Genomic DNA, 18,221 nt, shown 5'->3' with positions numbered 1-18,221 from the left:
TAAACCAGATCATACCTGTTTTTCTTTTAAACGAAAGTAAGCGGCTACCCAAAAAAACAAAGCCATACCTACAAACACCACCTGGCCCGTCCACACAAAACCCGACACGTTAACAGAATACATGGTTCCTTTTTCCATGAACCCTACATTGCTAAACGGCATTACCTGGATAATATCCCGGTTTAACATTTGCCGCATAACCAAATTATTGCATATAATTAAAACACCTATAACTATAAAAAACAGCAACGCTGTTTTTACAAAATGCATCTTTTTAAAATAGATGGCTCCAAAAAAAGCAATGGAGTGCAATACACCATATATGGTAAGCAGTACAAAAAGCACGCTGGTGCTTAAACCATTTACATTATAAAATAAGCTGAACACCTCTTGCTGCTCCCCAGGAAAATGCTTGATGTTCAATAAAAATAACATCACCAGGTAAAAAGCTGATATTACCAGTACCAGGAATATAACGAAGGAATAGAGCCACGCCACCAGGTACTTTTCAAAATGTGTGGCTGGTAAGGTGAGGCTTGTAATGGCCTTTTTACTATTTATATCAGCAAATATGGTACTTGTAAATACCGTTCCGGTAAACATTACAACCCACAATAACAGCAATAATTGCAGGCTTATTTCCATACGTACGTTTATCAGGTACACCATAAAGCTGCCGCCAAGCATGAGTACCCCCATGAGCACCATCAACGACATTAGGTAGCTTTTATAATGCTCCGCTGTGAATTTTACAAACAGCATCCCGAAACGTGCGGGCTTAAAAATATTATTCATTTACTGATGCATTTAAAGTTTTTAAAACAGGTTGATTATCGGCAATGATGGCATTAAAAAGTATTTCCAGATCTACCTTACTATACTCGCCGGTAGTATTCTTAAGGATGGCGTTTTTACCCCGCGGACCATTTTCCTCATATAAAACCGGCAGATCTTCCGTATCTGAATAACTACCGAATGTGATTTTTTCAATTACATCATCAATAGACTGATTGATCACAATCTCGCCACCATGCAATACCAGCAGGGTATCAATTAAGCTGTCAAGATCCCTTACCTGGTGTGTGGATATTACAATACACCTATCCTCGGTAAGTATTGATGCGATGAGCTTTCTGAACTGCACCTTAGATGGAATATCAAGCCCATTGGTGGGCTCGTCCATGATCATCAATCCTGTATTTGTGGCCAGCCCAAAAGCAATCATGGCCTTCTTTTGCTGCCCGTATGATTGTTTATTCATAACGGCATCAATATCCACATCCAAAGCCCTCAGGTATTGATAAAAATCGGCTTTGCTAAAGTTGGGATAAAAATATGCCGTATTGGCCACAAACTGGGCGGGTGTAAGATCAGGTACAAATAGCTCTTCGGCCAGGAAGTAAATATCTTCAAGTACTGAAACCGGCCTGTCGGAAACGTTCATGCCATTAAAAGCACAACTTCCTTTTAAAGGAAAAGCCAACCCCGCTATGTTTTTTAACAAGGTTGATTTACCGGCGCCGTTTTTTCCCAGCAAGCCGTAAATATGCCCTTTAGTTAGTTTGAGGTTCAATCCACTAAAAAGCAGCTTGTTTTTTTGGTACCCGAAATGCAGATCTTTTATCTCTATCATTGTAGTGCTATAGTTAGATAGTGCACTACAAATGTACGCAAGTATAATTGAGAATTCCAAGCACTCAGAAAAAAATATAAATGTTTTTTCTGACTGCCTGGAACAATGGATAGCTTAATGTGAAAATAGAGGTAACGATGAAGTTAAGCTATTAAAGGCTTAAATATCAATCCCCTCCTATTTAGTACTCATGCTATTAAACTTGTAAGTAAGCGTAAGCAGGAAATACCTTTTCAGGGTGTTGTTTTGCACATCGTAAATAGAATTATCGCCGGCATAGCGGTATACGCTGGTATTTTGATTAAACAGATCATAGCCGGTTATTTTTATTTCGCCGCGATCTTTTCTAAGCATTTGCAGCGCTACAGAACTGCTTACTACATTGATACCCTTTTGAAAATTATTACTCACCTGCGAGTTGTAGTTAAAATCCTGCTTGGTTTCCCATATTATTCGTTTGGGCCAGCGTACCACCAGGTTATTACTCATATTAAAGTTATTGCTAAGTACCTTTTTATGATCACCATAATTATACTGTGTATTGTTTGTACGATAACCAACATTTGTGTTCAGCTCTATCTTATCATTCCAGTTTACGTTGATAAATTGACCAATTCCCGGCGAATAGCTTTTCTGCCAGCCATCTACACCGTTAATAATATTAAGGTTACGGCGAAAGTATCCGTTTAGCGAGGAGTTGGCGTTTAACGTCCATTTACCCATTTTTTTAAATTGCTTATACAAACCCATGGATAGGTTTACATTGAGTTGCCCATCGCGGTTTACAAAATTTGTAGCCTGTGCTCCATTAGCGGTGCTAATCTGCGTTTGCACAACCGCATTTTGCTCGGTTGAAAAGCTGCCATAAAAATAAATATTCACCTGCGATGCCTGGAAATACTTGTTATAGTTTGCATTTAAATTATCATAAGTAGTAGGCTTTAACAATGGGTTGCCGGTAAAGGTGTACAACGGGCTGTAAACAATGCTTTGAGGTTGTAATGACGATAAGCTGGGCAAATTGGCCGACCGGCTATAGCCAATAGATGCAGAGCCCAGTTCCAGCCTTACAGTTGGCAGCACAAAAAGATAATTATGATAATTGGTTTCGGTTATAAATTTATTTTCGGCCTGTTGCCAGTTAAATGACACGCCTGCAATTAGCGATATACTTTTGGTAGCCTGGTATGTTATACCCGGTTTCACATCCTCTGTAAATAAATTCCGTTTAAGATTGGTGCTTTGGCTTGGTAAATATATATCATAAGCCCGTGTGCTTTTATTGTAATCATAAACGTAACTCTCCTCTCCTGATCGGTTGAAATTACCCGACGTAGTGATATCGGCAATTATTTTTTTATTGAACGGATACCGGATACTGCCGTTTAATGCTGCCGAAAAATTAGTGCTTTTACCATTGCCCAGTCGCTTTAAGGTATCTGATTTCAGGTCGGATACAAAAGAGCGAAGATTGTTAACACTAAGGTTTTGTGAGTTATTGGGACTATACGCCAGGTTGTGACCAATATTTATAGATGCCCCTTTTTTGCCTTTAAAACGCGTGTTATAATAAAAATCCTGTTGAAATTCCGCACCATGCCCGCTATTGCTTGAACTACCGCTTGCAGTACTCAAATGACCATCAATATTGTTGAAGTTATCAGAGAACGAAGTACTTGACGAATTATCGCGCCTAAAGATAACTTTTGGCGCGTAGTGGATGGTATTGAGGGTATCGGGATTCCAATCCATTAAGCCGCTTATGGAATGTGAATAATTGTTTGACCGGTATTCACTGTTCGAGGTGGTGTGCAGGGTAGTATCGCCCAAAAACTTCTGCATAAATGCGGAATTTTGCGAGACATTATTTTTTTGACTGTAAAAATAAAGCAGGTTTAGCTTTAACTTTTTGCCGTAATCGGTATTGAGGTTAAAGCCACCCGATGTTATTTTTTCAATACCACCCCAATTTTGGCCACCGGTATTAACCGTGCCATTGTATAAACTGTTACCCCCACTACGGTTAAAGCCACCTTGTGAGTACAGCTCATCGTTTGAAAACGCCGTGCGGTTTAGGTTGTTGCTTAGCCCAATAATACTTACCTGCAAAGTATCGCGAAACAAGTTGAACAGGCCGCCGCTTTCATACCTGTCACGGGTACCTGCACCACCAAATACTTTACCAAACATGCTTCGTTTTATGGCCCTTTTAAGTTTAAGGTTAATTACCTTTTGAACTTTAGTATCGCTTATCAAATGGTCCGGATCATTCTCCCTGTCGTCATAAACCTGTATCAAAGCTACAATTGCGGCATCAAGGTTTTTGGTGGCTATTTTAAGATCACTGCCAAAAAACTGCTTGCCATCAATAAGTACCTTGCTTACCCCCTTCCCATTAACAGTTATGGATCCATCGCCGTTAACCTGCACGCCCGGCAGCTTTTTAAGCAGTTCTTCAACCACGGCATTGGGCCTGGTTTTAAACGCCTCGGCACTAAATTCAATAGTATCTTTTTTTACCGTGATGGGAACGCGCTCGGCCCTAACTACTACTTCGGCCAGCATTTTGTTGCTCAATGAAACGCTGCCCAGATCTACCGCCTCATTTTTTTGAAAGTTGAATACTTTAACAAAGCTTTTATGGGATGTGAAAGAGATAATCAGTTTTAACTTTTTACCGGCTGGCAGGCTACTGAGTTCAAACTCGCCTGTTTTTTTACTTAAAGTATAGGCAATTAACGAGGTATCCTTTACATCAACAGCGGCTACGGTACTAAGTTCTAAAGGTTTTCCATCAAGGGAATCAATAACCCGACCTTTAATGGACGCGTGATTTTGGGCAAAACCGATGGACACACCGGTTACAAGGAATAATAAGGTAAACAGGAATTTCATGCAGGTGAAAGGTGTTATAAGGTAGATAAGGCAAGGTGAAGCAAGGTATTCTGATCGAAATTTTTATGTCATAAATGAGGAAAAAAGATTTGATTACGTGAAGCAAAAATATCCCGGCAGGTATAATAAAATGAGGGCAGTTAATGTTTATTTCAAAAATATACGCAATAATCAGCCACAACAATGGATTATGTAGAGATCATAATGGATTATACTATTAATATTTCATCATTAACTACTTCCCGGTACATAATAAATTAGCTTTAGGTATTTTATAAATAAACTGGCTATCAAACGCCTATAGTTTCAAAGTATTATCTGTTGAATATTAAATTTTATCTGTTTTAATTATATTAGTTTATCCTATATCGTTAAACTATATATTTATCTATTAAAAAGAAAAACAAATAAACGTCCACCTTCAATTCATGCTTATTTTTCCAGGGAACAATTCTTTTTTACGGCGATTTGGCATAAGCAATTTTTTTGACCGATAATTGTACCGCCAACATCCAGTTACCTATTTAAATGACCGTTAATGACATTGTGCTTTGCGAGCGCCTAAAAGGCGGCGATGTAGATACTTACAGACAAATCTATAGTTACGCAATTGCAGCAGTACCGGAAATTTCTGTTCCTGCTTATTTAAACTTGCCCCCAACACTATATTAGGTTATATTCCATTTAAAAACACCACTATGAAAAAATCGTTATCCTTATTAATTCCCGGGTTGCTTATCTCGTTTGTAAGCTATAGTAAAGACAAAAACATCCCCCCTGCAAAAACCGCTATCGTTAAATCTATTGACAAGAATTTTACTACGAGCGATGCTGACCTTGCCTACAATGCTTTCAACAGTTACTTTTATAACCCCACAGCCAAATTATATTACGGTACAACCAAAAAGGATGGTGTAGCTGCCATTTGGGCGCAAGCTATTTATTGGGATATGGCTATGAATGTATACCAGCGTACCAAAGCCAAATCTCAGCTAACCATGATAAATGATATATACCAGGGCAACTATAATCATTACGATGCCTATAACTGGAGCAATAAGGCAGTATGGTTTATTTATGATGATATGATGTGGTGGATAATGTCGCTGGCCCGTGCCAACCAAATTACCGGTAACGCTATATACCTGGAAAAAGCCAAGGCCGGTTTTGATCATGTTTGGGCAGGCTCATATGATTCCGTTAATGGCGGCATGTATTGGGATTTTAATCACAGCGGTAAAAACTCATGCATTAATTATCCAACGGTTATTGCCGCTATGCGCCTTTATACCATCACCGGCGATGCCTCTTACTTAACCAAGGCTAAATCAATTTATGCCTGGAGCAAAACCAATTTGGTTGATGCATCGGGTAAAGTGAACGATAACAAAATTGGCAACGGTCCGGCAGGTGGCCAGGATTATACTTATAACTCGGGCACGGCTATTGGCGCGGCTTTGGAATTGTACAAGACAACCAAAGATGTTACTTACCTTAACGATGCCAAACTTTATACAGATTATGTTAAGAACAACCTATGCACCAACGGCATACTCCCAGCCGAGGGCGATTTTAATGAGCAAGGCGTGCTAAAAGCTATTTTTGCCCAATATGTGATGCAGTTAATAAAGGAGGGCGGCCAAACCCAATATTTAAGCTGGATACAGAACAATATAAATACCGCCTGGAAAAACCGCGATGCAAAGCGTAATCTTACTTATCGTAATTACGCGGTAAGCTGCCCTACCGGCGATATACAATCATACGAGGCCAGCAGCATAGTAACCTTTATGCAGCTTTGCCCACCCACAAAGTAACACGCTATCTGCACCTAAGATATAAACCAACGCAAAAAGCCTCCCGATAAATCGGGAGGCTTTTAAATAACCTGTGTTTAACAGGATTTTACTATTAATATAAAGTGAACTCAACCCTACGGTTAGCCTGACGACCAGCTGCAGTTTTGTTAGTTGCAATTGGTTGTGTTTCGCCATAACCTGTAGCTTCAATTCGTGATGCATTTGCACCTTTACTTACCAGGTAAGCTTTAATTGATTCTGCACGGTCTTTTGATAAACGCATGTTTAATTCATCAGCACCTGTGTTATCTGTATGTCCGGCTAATTTCAAGCTGAAGTTTTTGTCAACCAATAATCCGGCAACCCTATCAAGACTTGGAAATGAGTGCGCGCGGATTGTAGCTTTGCCTAAATCAAATTCCAGGTTTTTGATAGCATCTTTAACTACTTTCTTATCCTCTTCGGTAACATAAACCTTAACTTCTGGTTTTGCAAGCGGGCATCCAGAACCATCAACCTTTGTACCGGCTGGTGTGTTAGGGCATTTGTCATTTACATCTACAACACCGTCTCCGTCGCTATCAGTTGTTAATTTAGCAAGGTTTGCGTTAGTAGTGTTCAAATCATTCCTTAATTCATCATTTTTAGCTTTCTCTGCATCAATTTGTTTTTGCAAAGCAGTTTTAGTTTGTTCATTTTCCCATAAATACTCTGTACGCATAGATGCTACCGGGTTATGAGTAGCCATTTGTGGCTTTTTACGGCTGCCTAAAGCAAACTCTAAACCAATGTGTGCATAAGAGAATCTGTCATTTGTAGCTCCGAATTTGTAGCCATCAAAATTATCAGAGTTTACAAAATTAACCTGGTAACCTAAATCAAGGTTTACGCCTGGTGCAAGGTCGAATTTTAAACCAAGACCAACCGGAATAAACACTTCGTTTATTGATCCGTTGCCAGTGGTTTTAAAATTAGTTTGCTGGCCGCCGGTTTCAGTAATTTTAGGGGTGTAATTCATAGTACCAGCACCTACCGTTAAATACGGCTGGATAAATGGCTTTTCATGACGCCAGTTAATATTAGCCAATGTAATGTTGGCACTTAAACTTGCAGACCAGTTAATATTGGTTTCATACTGCGAGTAGGTAGATTGGCCTAAAGCATTTGTTTGGCTGCTGGTACCTTTAACTTTACCGCGAAGGAAATCTGCCTGCAGGCCAAAAGAAGGCAATATTTGCTTTTTAATATAAGCCCCATATCCTATTTGCTCTTGCGGATGGGTAAAATCCTGTTTGTTGTTACTGCCAAAAATAGTGAACGGAGTTAATAAACCGCCGTTAACACCTATTGACCAGGTGCGTAATTGATTGCCACCTGAGAACGGTTTAACATAGTCTTTTGCGGCTGTAGTATCAGGACTTTGAGCGAATAATCTACCACCTACCATAATTCCGGTAAGGAGTAAGGTGGCTTTTTTTAAATTTGTTTTCATATTATCATGTTTAATTATTAGTTTACTTTTCAGTAAAACATAACAACATGTTTTCAACATTAATGCCGCATATAATTTCCTCAGAGATAAAGGGAGTATCAACTTCCTAAATTGCAACAGGCCAAACATTTGCATAAGGCAACAGTAACAAATTTAACTTTTTGTACAAAACGGTTAATGGGTCAAAAACAGTACAATTTTGTATCATCGGTAATACTAAATGGCATTTTACCATAACAATTGTTTAAACCTTTAGGAAACTAATTAGTGAAAAACAACGTATACAAATCATTATAATCTTACTGTTTCTGCAGTATTTTCAATGTTAAATCACGTTCTATGCTAAGGTTGTTCCAAAACTATAAACTCATTGTTTGCTCTTTATTTTTAATTTGCATCCTAATGCCGTTTAATGGTTATGCACAAAACGAAAGCCTTAAGTTTTTGCATGTAGGTACTGCCGAAGGCTTATCGCAGATTAATATTAACTCCATTTTTCAGGATAGCCGGGGGTTTATGTGGATAGGTACCCGTAATGGTTTAAACAGGTATGATGGATACCAGTTTATAAAATACCGCTATGACTCCAAAGATAGTACATCCTTAAGTAACAACACGATAACCGATATTGCCGAAGATGACAATGGCAATATCTGGCTATCAACATCGGGCGGTTTAAACACGTACCAAAGAAGCACAGGCCGCTTTGTACGATATTTCCATGACGATAAAAACCCTAAAAGCATCATCAATAACATTATCAACCGCTTACTTTATGATAATGGCAACTTATGGGTGGCAACTCAAAACGGAGGCATTGACCGTTACAATCTGAAACGTAATATATTTGAGCATCATATGCATTCTGATAAGGATGCAGGCACTCTTAGCGATAATAACGCGCGCACTGTTTACAAGGATTCACAGCACAATATATGGGTAGGCACCGGTGGCGGGGGCTTAAACCTTTACAACAGCAAAACCAACAAGTTTTCAAATTTTCCCTATTATGACCCGGCGACTAAAGCGATCCGGGGTAACAACGTTGTAGCTATTTTTGAAGATAAGTTCCATCAGCTATGGATTGGTACGCAAGCCGATGGACTGTACTTATTTAACCGAACAGATAAAACATTCAAACGTTTTCTGCACGATAAAAATGATGCTGGCAGCATTTCAAGCAACACCATTTACAGCCTTAATAACGATGAGGATGGAAACCTATGGATTGGCACTGAAAATGGCGGCTTATGCGTATTAAATAGAAAAACCGGCAAATTTGTTTCCTATCAGCATGACGAGATTGATAACAATAGCATCAACGGAAATTCGGTTTATGGTATTTGCAGAGACCGGTCTGGAAACATGTGGGTTGGCGCGTTTGGCGGCGGCATCAATCTATCAAAAAAAACTACGGCAAGTTTCAACCTATACCGGCACAACAGTCACCAGGAAAGCCTGTCCAATAATTACGTACTTGACCTGGCCGAGGATAAAGACCATAAAATATGGATTGGGACAGATGGCGGCGGTTTAAATAAATTTGACCCGATAAGTAAAACATTTTCAAGCTTTAAACAACCAACCGATGGCAAAAATGGCATTACGGGCAACTACGTACTTACCGTAAAACCCGACGCCGAAGGCAAATTATGGATTGGCACCTGGGGAGATGGGTTCAGCATACTTGATCCTAAAACCGGCATTTTCACCAACTTTAAGCATAATCCGGCTAAGCCACAGGGAATAGGCGGCGATAATATTTATTTCATTTTACATACCCGCGATAAAAAAACCTGGTTAAGCACTTTTAACGATGGATTGGATTGTTATGATGACAAAACAAAAGTTTTTACCCACTATAAGTTCAACTTATATGATCCAAACAGCATTAGCAGCGACAGGATCTATTCGTTATTGGAAGACAGCAAAAACAATCTGTGGATTGGAACCTCTGATGGCGGCTTAAATTTATTTGATCGTAAAACAGGCAAGTTTAAACGTTTTGTTCATGACGAAAAAACCAATAGCATCAGTAATAATGGCGTAACCGATATTTTTGAAGATAGTAAAGGCCGGTTATGGCTCACTACCCTATCGGGCCTTGATCTTTTTGATCCGCTAAAAAAGCATTTCACAACTTTTACAAAAAAAGATGGCTTGCCAAGTGATATCATTTACTCCGTAAGAGAGGATGATTATGGCAAACTTTGGGTAAGCAGCAATGGCGGCTTATCTAAATTAGACCCCGACACAAAGTCTTTTTTTAATTATACCGTTGAAGATGGCTTGCAGGGTGATGAGTATAAACCACATTCGGCGTTAAAAACTTATGATGGAAAAATGTATTTTGGTGGTATTAATGGGTTCAATGAATTTACTCCAGACCAGATATTAAAAAAAGTGGGGTTTGCACCATTAGTCATTACCTCTTTCCAGGTATTTAACAAGCCGCTTTCCATTGCTGTAAATCCACAAGACCCCTCGCCATTAAAAAATGATGTTACCGATACCCGGAAACTGGTGCTTTCCTATAAACAATCTGTTTTTTCGTTTGAGTTCTCGGCCCTGGATTACGCCTCTCCTGATAGGAAACAATATGCCTATTATTTAGAAGGATTTGATAAGGAATGGAACTATATAGGTAATCACAACACAGCCTCGTACACCAATCTTTCGCACGGCACTTATCATGTACTGCTAAAATACAGAAACAGCCAGGGCTTGTGGTCGCCGGTTACCTCCCCGCTACAGATAACCATCGTGCCACCATTCTGGTTAACCTGGTGGTTTGAGTTGCTGGTTGTTTTATCTGTTGTGGCTGCCATTTACGGCTTTTTCAAATACCGCATGCGCACGGTGAGGCGGCAAAAAGAGCATCTTGAACAATTGGTAAAAGAACGTACAGAAAGTATTACACAGCTTACTATTGAAGAAAGAATATCACGTGAAGCGGCAGAGAAAGCCCGTGAGGAAGCCGAAAATGCCAACAAGGCCAAAAGCATTTTCCTAGCCACTATGAGCCATGAAATACGCACCCCAATGAACGGCGTTATTGGCATGGCTACCTTATTGGCCAATACCGACCTTACCGATGAACAGGCTGAGTATACAGAAACCATTAAGCACTCGGGCGATGCCTTGTTAACCGTTATCAATGATATCCTTGATTTTTCAAAGATCGAATCGGGTAATATGGAGCTGGAAGAGCATGACTTTAATATCAGGGATTGTGTAGAAAGCGTACTGGACCTTTTTGCTGATAAGGCATCGAAACTTAACATCGACCTGATTTACCAGATAGAACCCGGCGTGCCTGAACATATCATTGCCGATTCGATGCGCTTAAGGCAGATATTAATAAATTTAGTGGGAAACGCCATTAAGTTTACCCACGAAGGTGAAATATTTATTGATGTAATTGAAAACACCTTAAATAACAATGAGCTCGACCTGCTATTTACTGTTCGCGATACAGGCATTGGCATTCCGGAAGATAAATTATCAAGACTTTTTAAAGCATTTTCGCAGGTTGACTCCAGTACAACCCGCAAATATGGCGGTACCGGCCTTGGTTTAGTCATCAGCGAAAAACTGATCCATTTAATGGGAGGCGAAATTAATGTAACAAGCAAATTAGGATCTGGTACAACTTTTAGCTTTAATATTAAAACAAGCGTTGGCATAAAAACCCCAACTGCCTATTTCAATTTAGATGCAGCCGGCCTGGAAAATAAACAAATATTGGCTGTTGATGATAATGCTACCAACCGCAACATTATGGAAACCCAGCTAAGGCATTGGAAATTTACTCCTATAATTGCCCAATCGGGCGCCGAAGCATTAGCAATTTTAGAGGCTAACAACCAGGTTGCACTGGTAATTACAGATATGTATATGCCCGAAATGGACGGTGCCGACCTGGCCCGTAAAATAAAAGCCCTATATCCAGCAATGCCGCTGATATTGCTTAGCTCTGTTGATAAGCAAGGCAAAAGCGAGGCTAATTTATTTAATACGGTACTTACAAAACCGGCAAAACACAATGTTTTGTTAAAACACATTATTGATCACTTAAAAAATGATAGAAACACCCTTACAGAACATAAACTAAAAAAAGAGTTTTTATCAAAAGATCTGGCTATCCAATACCCTCTAAGCATTTTGATTGCAGAAGATAATATGATCAATCAAAAGGTAGCCAAACAAATTCTTCAAAAAATGGGTTACCTGCCCGATATCGCTATCAATGGCCTTGAGGTGTTGGATGCCGTGGCCGTAAGGAAGTATGATATCATCTTCATGGACGTTCAAATGCCCGAAATGGATGGCCTTGAAACTACCCGGTACATCAGGAAACACCTGCCAAGTCAGCCAATTATTGTGGCCATGACCGCCAATGCTATGGTTGAAGATAGAGAAGCCTGCATGCAGGCCGGTATGGATGATTATTTGAGCAAACCCATGAAACTGACAGAGATCATCGGTATTCTTGAAAAGTATGGAAAGAAGGTGAATGTACAGGCTTAACCTCTAAAACAAAAAAAAACTACCTTTTGTCCTATATTGAATTTCCCGGTCGTCATAGGGTTTTAATTCAATAAATTTGTAAAAAACAACACTTATGGCCCTACCCAATATTTTTACTAAACCGGTTGCTGATAGTATAATTAAAAGAATCAATACCCTTACACCAACAACAAGCCCGCAATGGGGCAAAATGGCTGTAGCGCAAATGCTTGCACATTGTTGCGTATCCTATGAGATGACTTATGAAGATAAGCATCCCAAACCAAAGGGCTTTATGAAGTTTGTACTGAAACTACTTGTAAAAAACAAGGTAGTAAGCGAAACACCCTATAAACACAACGGCCCTACTGCACCTGCATTTATCATTACAACGGCTAAAGATTTTGAGGAAGAAAAGGCCAGGCTGATAGCCTTTATCCAAAAAACACAGCAGTTAGGCGAGAAAGAGTTCGATGGCAGAATGTCACATTCCTTTGGCTCGTTAAGCATAACCGAATGGAACAATATGTTTTATAAACACCTGGACCATCACCTTACTCAGTTTGGGTGTTGATTGCTTTAGGTTGAAAAGTTTTAAAAGCATCATCGTCGGCTTTTCCTTTACATCTCCCCTGGTTTTATTAAAAAAGGCCAGGGGATTTTTGTTTAGGCACAGCCAAATACCATAAGTTTATGTATCGAGGCAACCCCATGAATACGGCAAACGTAGTTTATATAACGCCCTTAATAACAATGGGGTTATATTCATTAAAATATTAAAAAATAAATCTCTTATGAAAAAGACCATGTATCCCTTACTAATGCTGCTTATCATCAGCATTTCGGCTTTTGCTTTCACATTAATAAACTACAAGGTTAAAAGCCCATACGAAGTGAAATTTGCAGGCGGCAAGATCCACGGCATATTTGAAACACTAAGGGCCAATATCCAGTTTGATAAAACAGATCCCGAGCAATCAAAAATTTCTGCAACCATTGATGTTGAAAGCATTGCTACAGGTTTTTTCTTAAAAAATATGCATGCCAAAAGTGCGTTGGATGCCGATAATCATCCAACCATTACATTTGTGGCCTCGTCGGTTACTAAAAGTAGCAGTGGTTACCAGGCCGCGGGCAAACTCACCATTAAAGGAATTACAAAACCTGTTACCATCAGTTTCACTTTTGATGATAAAGGCAATGAAGGCCTCTTTAAAGGTAGTTTTAAAATAATACCCAAGGATTTTAACATCACCCGCAGCGGCACCCCCGATGAACTTACCATCAGCCTTACTGTTCCGGTTACTAAAGCCTGATCCCGGCGCAACTCATAAACCAGTTTTTAATTAAACTAAAAAGGGCAAATGATATAATGATCATTTGCCCTTTTTAGTTTAATTATTCGTCTTTGTGTTGGAACTATAACCCTATCCCGTAAGCTAAGCGCAGACCTACTAAACCAGAATGATAATCTTTCATATAAAAATCTTCATACCTTACGCCAATATCCCAGTGCTTAGTGGCATAACCCACCCCACCTGATAGGTCGCGTCTGTGAAATGGTGCCCAACCCTGGCCAGCCTCCAACTTTTCCCAGACAAGGCCGCCTTCTGCAGCAACATATATGTTTGGCACAAAAAACTGCTTAATACCAATTTTAACAGGGATCTCACCATAGCTTTCGTACCTTTTATTTGTGCCCGGTTTTATTTTTTGAAAAAAGTGATAACCACCTGTAGTAAGCATCAGTGCAAAATTATCGGTTAAACCATATTGCAACCGGCCGGTAGCGCCTAATGTAAAATTTGTGCCCAGTCGCGATACACCGGTTGGTACACCAACTTCGGCACCTAGGCCAAGGTTAAATTGGTTTTTCGCTGTAGTTTGAGCTTTTAGGTTTGTTGCAAAAAACATAGCTGATGCCGTAATTGAAACGGCTATTAATCTTTGTAAAATTTTCATTTTTTTGATTTTAGTTAATAATCACTTATAGATATTACAGTGACTTTGACAAATACGTTGCCTCTGATGTTAATTTTTTCTGGTTAAAGGCTTATCATTATAATAAGCTAATAATTAGGCAACATTGGACAGGTAATTTTGTGGAAACAAAAAAGTTATCGATGCCAACAGCATTTTATTGCCCCAAGCACCTTAAATTCTTGTTCCTGTTTCTGCTGATCTCCCTCGGTTATAACTCCTACTCCCAAAATTTAAGGCTTGTAAATGGATTTGCCCACAATGATTACTGGCATAAACGGCCTTTGTATGACGCCCTTGATAACGGGTTTACCCATATTGAAGCCGATATATATTTAAGAGGGAACAAACTCATCGTAGCACACATCCTCCCCATTTTTAAAAAACAACGAACGCTGGAGCGCCTCTATTTTAAACCGTTGATGGAATGTATTGAGGGTAATAACAAAGAAATTAAATGCCCGGTTTACCCGCTTACATTAATGATTGATATAAAATCTGATGCAGATAAAACTTACCAGGCGCTTGAAATTTTACTTGAAAAATATCGGCCAATATTATCAGGCTACAATAATGGGGTTTATACTCAAAGGCAGGTAACCGTAGTTATAACCGGGCATAAACCCTCTGAAATGATTAAAACGCAGCAAAACCGCTTAGCTTTTATTGATGAGGACCTGATGCAGTTAAAACAAGATACCATTTCAAAAAATCTATATCAAACGGCAAGCTGCAAATACTCGCACTTATTAAAATGGGATGGCAGAGGCGATTTCTCGCCTATTGAAAAGAAACGTTTGTGTACATATGTGATGCTGGCGCACAGGTTTGGTAAAAAAGTAAGGCTTTGGGCTTCGCCAGAAAATGAAGCCGTATGGAAAGAATTACTGAATTGTGGTGTTGATCTCATCAACACCGATAAACTGGTGGAGCTCAAGAATTTCCTGACTTCGGGCCCTAAAAGTTATGCAAAGGTTGATTAAACTTTACTGATGTAAAAAAAACAGCACTAAAAACTTACTCCTTAATAATTTGATAACGTTGGCTTCTCTTTATCTAAAAGTAGCGGGGTTACTTTTAACAAAAAGTAAAACTTTGTAACAGCGGCCCGATATAATTGAAAGTTAAAGGATGAAGAAAATATTATTCATTACGGGTTCAATTAACCAAACAACCCAAATGCACCAGATTGCAAATGAGTTACCCGGGTATGATTGCTGGTTTAGCCAGTTGTTTACAGATAATGCACCGCTTAAATACCTGTTAACCAAAACACCGATATTCAACGGCACGGTGCTCTCACGCAAATTCAAGCTAAAATCTGAAAGATACCTGTACCAAAACTCACTGCAAATTGATTTCGGTGCTAAAAAAAACAAATACGACCTGGTAGTTTATTGTACAGATATGATCATTCCTAAACGGATGAGGCAATACAAAACCATTTGGGTACAAGAGGGAATGATTGACCGGTATACCCTGTGGAGTAAAATAGTGAGAACGCTAAGGTTACCATCTACCCTTTGTGGCAATACCTCCTTAAACGGTGCATCAAATATCTGCGATGTTTACTGCGCTGCTTCCGAAGGTTACAAACTGCAATTTGCCGGTAAAGGTACAGAGCAACGGAAGATTGTGGTTACCGGGATGCCAAATTATGATAACCAGCAACAGCATCTGAATAATGATTTCCCCCATCATAATTATGTATTGGTTGCCACTACAGATATGCGGGAAACCTTTAGACTGGAGAATAGGGTAGCATTTATAAAAAAAGCTGTAAAAATAGCCAACGGAAGGCCTTTGCTATTTAAACTTCATCCCAACGAAAACTTTAAAAGGGCCGAAAAAGAGATTCTTAAGTATGCTCCGGCTGGTACCATGATATATAAGCAAGGCAACACCAGCCACATGATAGCCAATTGCTGCGAGCTGATAACCCAATACTCAACAGTAGTATATACGGGTATAGCTTTAGGTAAAAAGGTACACTCCTGGTTTAATATCGATGAGCTTATAGGGCTTGCCCCGATACAAAATGAAGGCACATCTGCCAAAACAATTGCAGCGCTATGCCGCGATTATTTAAACCACAAGGGTGATAAGAAAAGTTTTGATCCGCAAATGTCCATGTCTGAATTTCAGCGTCAGGAAGCGGAGCCGGAACTAAGCAACGAATTAATAGCAAACTGGTAATAAAATTTAATACCATGACAGAAAAAATTGTAATTATAGTACAGGCCCGCATGGCATCAAGCCGTTTACCGGGCAAAGTAATGCTTCCTATACTGGGTAAAAGCCTTTTGGCCAGAATGATTGAGCGTTTACAGATGATTCAGCATAAAGCTGATATCATTATTGCCACCTCAGAAAACCAGGAAGATGACGTTATAGTAAATGAAGCTTTGGCTATGGATATTCCCTATTATCGTGGAAGCCTGGGCAATGTACTCGATAGGCACTACCAGGCGGCAAAGTTGTTTAAAGCCGATGTTGTACTCAAGATCCCGTCTGACTGCCCGCTGATTGATCCGCGTATTGTTGATTATACGCTCGAATACTTTTTTGACAACCGGGGTAAATACGATTATGTAAGCAACCTGCACCCTGCTACTTATCCCGATGGCAATGATGTAGAAATAATGACGATGGCCTGCCTGAGGCAGGCATGGGAAAATGCCGGCAGGCCTTTAGAGCTCGAACATACCACGCCTTATATATGGGAAAACCCGCTTATATTTAGTGTTGGCAATGTAACCTGGCCAACCGGTATGGATTTCTCCATGTCGCACCGTTTTACTATTGATTACCCGGAAGATTATTATTTTATTGAAAGGGTATTCGCTGAGCTTTATCCCATCTGTAACCAGTTTTCGTGCCAGGATATCCTTAACCTTTTAAACCGCAAGCCCGAAATTTATCAGCTTAATGCGCAGTATGCAGGTGTAAACTGGTATCGTCATCACCTGGGCGAATTACAAACTATCTGGCCCGATCAAACCAGGCGGGCACCGCAGGAAAATTCATCCTTGTTACAACAAAGCGAAGCATAGCCATGAATAATTTTGACCAACAGGAACTTAAGGCTATAGCTTTAAAGGTCCGGGAACATATCGTGCGCATGTCAACAGATGGTGGGTGCTTTACAGGAGCATCCCTATCGGCGGTCGACTTGATCGTTTACCTATATACCAACTTTTTAAACATCAATCCATCAAACCTTAATGATCCCGGGCGTGATTACCTTTTCCTTTCAAAAGGCCATGACGTACCCGCTTTATATGGCACACTCGCAGAGCTGGGCCTTTTAGAAAAAGAGCGCCTTAAAAATCATCTTTCGCTTAATGATCATATTTACTGGCACCCCAATACTAACATTCCCGGCATAGAATTTCATTCGGGTTCGTTAGGGCACTTGCCATCAGTAGCTATTGGTGTTGCTATGGATCTTAAAATAAGCGGCAGCAACAACAAAGTGGTGTGCATTTTAGGCGATGGTGAGCTAAACGAAGGCACCTGCTGGGAAGCTATTTTAGTAGCAAACGCCTATAAACTGGACAACCTTCTTTTTGTAATCGATCGTAACCAGTTCCAGGCTAATGTACGTACCGAGGACTTGATTCCCCTGGAACCTCTTGCAGATAAATTTAAAGCTTTTGGCGCTGCCGTTATACGTATAGACGGGCACAACTTTACCGACCTGCACCAGGCCTTCACTGCCTACCCATTTCAACAAGATAAACTTAATGTAATTATTGCCGATACGGTAAGAGGCAAAGGCCTGCCGAGCATTGAGGAACGGGCCGACCGCTGGTTCTGCAATTTTAATGCCGGCGAAATTGGCCAGCTATTGCTTGAATTACATGGCGAACACGATACCTTATTAACATCAGAAACTTTAGTAGTGAGATAA

At 39.8% G+C, this 18,221-nt stretch carries 13 protein-coding genes; 8 read left to right on the top strand and 5 right to left on the bottom strand.

Annotation, left to right across the window (positions count from 1 at the left end; translation table 11 throughout):
• Positions 1-9: 9 nt before the first annotated feature.
• The 3 genes from AC1DYB_RS11330 to AC1DYB_RS11320 form a co-directional block, all read right to left on the bottom strand.
• The gene (locus tag AC1DYB_RS11330) at positions 10-795 is read right to left on the bottom strand and encodes a hypothetical protein (RefSeq protein ID WP_477434953.1); all 786 of its coding nucleotides are present in this window, start codon (positions 793-795) and stop codon (positions 10-12) included.
• Complete coding sequence (locus tag AC1DYB_RS11325; RefSeq protein ID WP_295711212.1) at positions 788-1,633, bottom strand: ABC transporter ATP-binding protein; 846 nt, start codon at positions 1,631-1,633, stop codon at positions 788-790. The genes AC1DYB_RS11330 and AC1DYB_RS11325 overlap by 8 nt, the downstream gene beginning before the upstream one ends.
• A gap of 177 nt (positions 1,634-1,810) precedes the next feature.
• The gene (locus AC1DYB_RS11320; RefSeq protein ID WP_477434950.1) at positions 1,811-4,528 is read right to left on the bottom strand and encodes an outer membrane beta-barrel protein; all 2,718 of its coding nucleotides are present in this window, start codon (positions 4,526-4,528) and stop codon (positions 1,811-1,813) included.
• Between the two features lie 698 nt (positions 4,529-5,226).
• Between AC1DYB_RS11320 and AC1DYB_RS11315 the strand changes: the two genes are divergently transcribed.
• The gene (locus tag AC1DYB_RS11315) at positions 5,227-6,345 is read left to right on the top strand and encodes a glycoside hydrolase family 76 protein (protein ID WP_477434948.1); all 1,119 of its coding nucleotides are present in this window, start codon (positions 5,227-5,229) and stop codon (positions 6,343-6,345) included.
• Between the two features lie 94 nt (positions 6,346-6,439).
• Here the strand turns inward: AC1DYB_RS11315 and AC1DYB_RS11310 are convergent, their stop codons facing one another.
• Positions 6,440-7,819: an OmpA family protein gene (locus AC1DYB_RS11310; protein WP_295711216.1), complete on the bottom strand. Its 1,380-nt coding sequence runs from the start codon at positions 7,817-7,819 to the stop codon at positions 6,440-6,442.
• A 402-nt stretch (positions 7,820-8,221) separates the two neighbouring features.
• Between AC1DYB_RS11310 and AC1DYB_RS11305 the strand changes: the two genes are divergently transcribed.
• The 3 genes from AC1DYB_RS11305 to AC1DYB_RS11295 all read left to right on the top strand — a co-directional run bounded on the left by AC1DYB_RS11305 (position 8,222) and on the right by AC1DYB_RS11295 (position 13,644).
• Positions 8,222-12,349, top strand: coding sequence for a hybrid sensor histidine kinase/response regulator (locus tag AC1DYB_RS11305; RefSeq protein WP_477434945.1), 4,128 nt, complete (start codon positions 8,222-8,224; stop codon positions 12,347-12,349).
• Between the two features lie 94 nt (positions 12,350-12,443).
• Positions 12,444-12,902, top strand: coding sequence for a DUF1569 domain-containing protein (locus AC1DYB_RS11300; RefSeq protein WP_477393614.1), 459 nt, complete (start codon positions 12,444-12,446; stop codon positions 12,900-12,902).
• Positions 12,903-13,122: 220 nt separating this feature from the next.
• Positions 13,123-13,644, top strand: a complete 522-nt coding sequence (locus AC1DYB_RS11295) for a YceI family protein (RefSeq protein ID WP_477434943.1) — start codon at positions 13,123-13,125, stop codon at positions 13,642-13,644.
• Positions 13,645-13,747: 103 nt separating this feature from the next.
• On the opposite strand, the gene AC1DYB_RS11290 is transcribed toward AC1DYB_RS11295, so the two are convergent.
• Positions 13,748-14,290 carry a hypothetical protein gene (locus AC1DYB_RS11290; protein ID WP_477434941.1) on the bottom strand — a complete coding sequence of 181 codons (543 nt, stop codon included), beginning with the start codon at positions 14,288-14,290 and terminating at the stop codon, positions 13,748-13,750.
• Between the two features lie 161 nt (positions 14,291-14,451).
• Here AC1DYB_RS11290 and AC1DYB_RS11285 point away from each other — a divergent pair, with 161 nt between their 5' ends.
• The 4 genes from AC1DYB_RS11285 (at position 14,452) to AC1DYB_RS11270 (ending at position 18,221) form a co-directional block, all read left to right on the top strand.
• Complete coding sequence (locus tag AC1DYB_RS11285; protein ID WP_477434939.1) at positions 14,452-15,291, top strand: phosphatidylinositol-specific phospholipase C/glycerophosphodiester phosphodiesterase family protein; 840 nt, start codon at positions 14,452-14,454, stop codon at positions 15,289-15,291.
• A 148-nt stretch (positions 15,292-15,439) separates the two neighbouring features.
• Positions 15,440-16,504 (top strand): hypothetical protein, encoded by a 1,065-nt coding sequence (locus AC1DYB_RS11280; RefSeq protein ID WP_477434937.1) that lies wholly within the window; start codon positions 15,440-15,442, stop codon positions 16,502-16,504.
• Between the two features lie 14 nt (positions 16,505-16,518).
• Positions 16,519-17,361, top strand: coding sequence for a cytidylyltransferase domain-containing protein (locus tag AC1DYB_RS11275; RefSeq protein WP_295711229.1), 843 nt, complete (start codon positions 16,519-16,521; stop codon positions 17,359-17,361).
• 2 nt (positions 17,362-17,363) lie between these two features.
• Positions 17,364-18,221 carry a transketolase gene (locus AC1DYB_RS11270; protein ID WP_477434934.1) on the top strand — a complete coding sequence of 286 codons (858 nt, stop codon included), beginning with the start codon at positions 17,364-17,366 and terminating at the stop codon, positions 18,219-18,221.

It is taken from the genome of Mucilaginibacter sp. P2_A4, from assembly GCF_056405015.1.
Note: the sequence above shows the minus strand (reverse complement) of the source record. Positions and strands in the feature narration are given on the sequence as shown.